At 72.6% G+C, this 2,287-nt stretch carries 1 protein-coding gene and 1 pseudogene; both read right to left on the reverse strand.

What is annotated here, in order from left to right; genetic code table 11:
• Positions 1-138: 138 nt before the first annotated feature.
• Positions 139-1,119, reverse strand: a complete 981-nt coding sequence (locus ACWF94_RS39010) for an NAD(P)H-quinone oxidoreductase (protein WP_453499804.1) — start codon at positions 1,117-1,119, stop codon at positions 139-141.
• Positions 1,120-1,312: 193 nt separating this feature from the next.
• Positions 1,313-1,984: pseudogene (locus tag ACWF94_RS39015) on the reverse strand (potassium channel family protein); the annotation flags it as partial.
• Positions 1,985-2,287: the final 303 nt, after the last annotated feature.

Raw genomic sequence — 2,287 nt, forward strand, 5'->3', positions numbered from 1 at the left:
CGGCCCCTACGGCCCACGGCGGACCGCCTGTCCTCGGTTCACCCACCGGGAGGGCCGGGTGCGACCGCAGTGACCGGGCGCCGCGGGTGCCCGGTCACTCCGGTGATCAGCCGGGTCGCGTGGTGACCGGGCGGCAGCTCATCGCGCCACCAGCAGAACCTTCCCCACATGCGCGCCGGACTCCAGGACCCGGTGACCCTCCGCCGCCTCCGGGAGCGGCACCTGGCGGTCCACCACCGCACGGACCCGGCCGGATTCGATCAGGGGCCACACATGCTCCCGTACCGCCGAGACGATCGACGCCTTCTCCCCCAGCGGGCGTGCCCTCAGGGATGTCGCCGTGACCGCCGCCCGCTTGCCGAGCAGGGTCGACAGATTCAGTTCCCCCTTGACCCCGCCCTGGAGACCGATCACCGCGAGCCGCCCGCTGACCGCGAGGGCCCGTACATTCCGGTCCAGATACTTCGCGCCGACGATGTCGAGGATGACGTCCGCCCCCGCCCCCTCCGTCGCCTTGCCCAGTTCCTCCACGAAGTCCTGCTGCTTGTAGTCGATGAGGATGTCCGCACCCAGTTCGGCGCAGCGCGCCAGTTTCTCGGGCCCGCCCGCGGTGACGGCCACCCTCGCGCCCACCGCCTTGGCGAGCTGGACGGCCATGGTGCCGACTCCGCTCGCCCCGCCGTGGATCAGGACGGTCTCGCCCGGCCGCAGATGGGCGATCATGAAGACGTTCGACCAGACGGTCGCGGTCACCTCGGGCAGCGCCGCCGCCGTGACCAGATCCATCCCGTCCGGCACCGGCAGCAACTGCCCCACCGGGACGGCCACCCGCTCCGCGTAGCCGCCGCCCGAGAGCAGCGCGCAGACTTCGTCCCCCACAGCCCATCCGGAGACTCCGGGCCCGAGCGCGGTGATCCGCCCCGAGCATTCGAGACCGGGGTACGGGGACGCCCCCGGCGGCGGGTTGTAGAAGCCTTGCCGCTGAAGGAGATCGGCGCGGTTGACCGCACTGGCCACCACCTCGACGAGGACCTCTCCCTCGGCGGGTACGGGATCGGGGACCTCGGCCCACACCAGTACCTCGGGACCACCGGGTTCGGGAATCGTGATCGCATGCATGGCCGCGAGGCTACTCCCGGCCAGTGGCCGGACGGCGCCGGCCCTTCCGGCGGAGGCGCCACTCCAGAGGCGGGCGCCTCGCGACGGACCCCGCCATCGCCCACATCGCCGGGCCGCCACTCCAGGGGCCGGAGCCGTGCGACGGGCCGCCGGAATCCCGTCGTCGGGCACACATCGCGCGCCTCGCGAGGCGCTACTCCGTGGGTTGCGGTCGTGAGACCCCGTCCGCCCGCACGATCGTGATCAGGCGGTCCGTCGACTGGAGCGGGCTCGCGGCAGGGTCGTCGTAGCCGATCAGCCGGTGCCCCCGCAGCACGCTCACCACCAGATCGCCGGTCTCCCGGACACCGCGCCCCACCTCGGCCTTTATCACCGGGCGTTCCACCAGATCGAGCCCGCTGCCCTGCTGGATCAGATCTTCCATCACCGCGCCCGCACTCGGGCTGAGCACGGACAGGCCGAGCAGCCGCCCGGCCGCGCTCGCGCTGGTGATGACGGCGTCGGCGCCGGACTGCCTCAGCAGCGGCGCGTTCTCCTCCTCCCGTACGGCGGCGACGATCTTCGCCTCCCGGTTGAGCTGCCGCGCGGTGAGGGTGACCAGTACGGCGGTGTCGTCGCGCTGGGTGGCGATGATGATCTGCCCCGCCCGCTGCACCTCGGCCCTGATCAGCACATCGCTGCGGGTCGCGTCGCCGGTCACCCCCACGAAGCCCTCGGCGGCAGCGGCTTCGATCACCTTGCCGCTGGGATCGATGACGATGATCTGTTCCTTCCGCAGACCCGTGGCGGTCAGCGTCTGGATGGCGGAACGGCCCTTCGTGCCGAAGCCGACGACGATGGTGTGCTCACGCAAGCCAAGCCTCCAGGTTGGTGCGACGACGGTTCCCACGGCGGTCCTGCCGGACACGCTCCGGCGGTGGACGATCCTGCGCGGCGGCCGGGAGGGCCGCCCGGCGGAGCGCGCCCCGTGGTGTCCCCGCCACCACGGGGCAGACGCTACCCGGCGGCACCGGAGCACGGTCCGTGTGCCGCCCCGTAACCGGGCGCGGAATCAAGAGTTACCGCGTCGGCTGGGCAGAACGGCGACCATGGTCATCCGGGCCGGCCCACGCTTCGGCCGATACGACGGCCGGGACGCCGTCCGGCACGGTGCCGGACGGCGTCCCGC

Source organism: Streptomyces sp. NPDC055078, from assembly GCF_053607985.1.

What these genes read in the sequence shown, in the direction of transcription:
- ACWF94_RS39010 (WP_453499804.1), bottom strand. Translation starts at nt 1,119, where the DNA reads ATGCATGCGATCACGATTCCCGAACCCGGTGGTCCCGAGGTACTGGTG.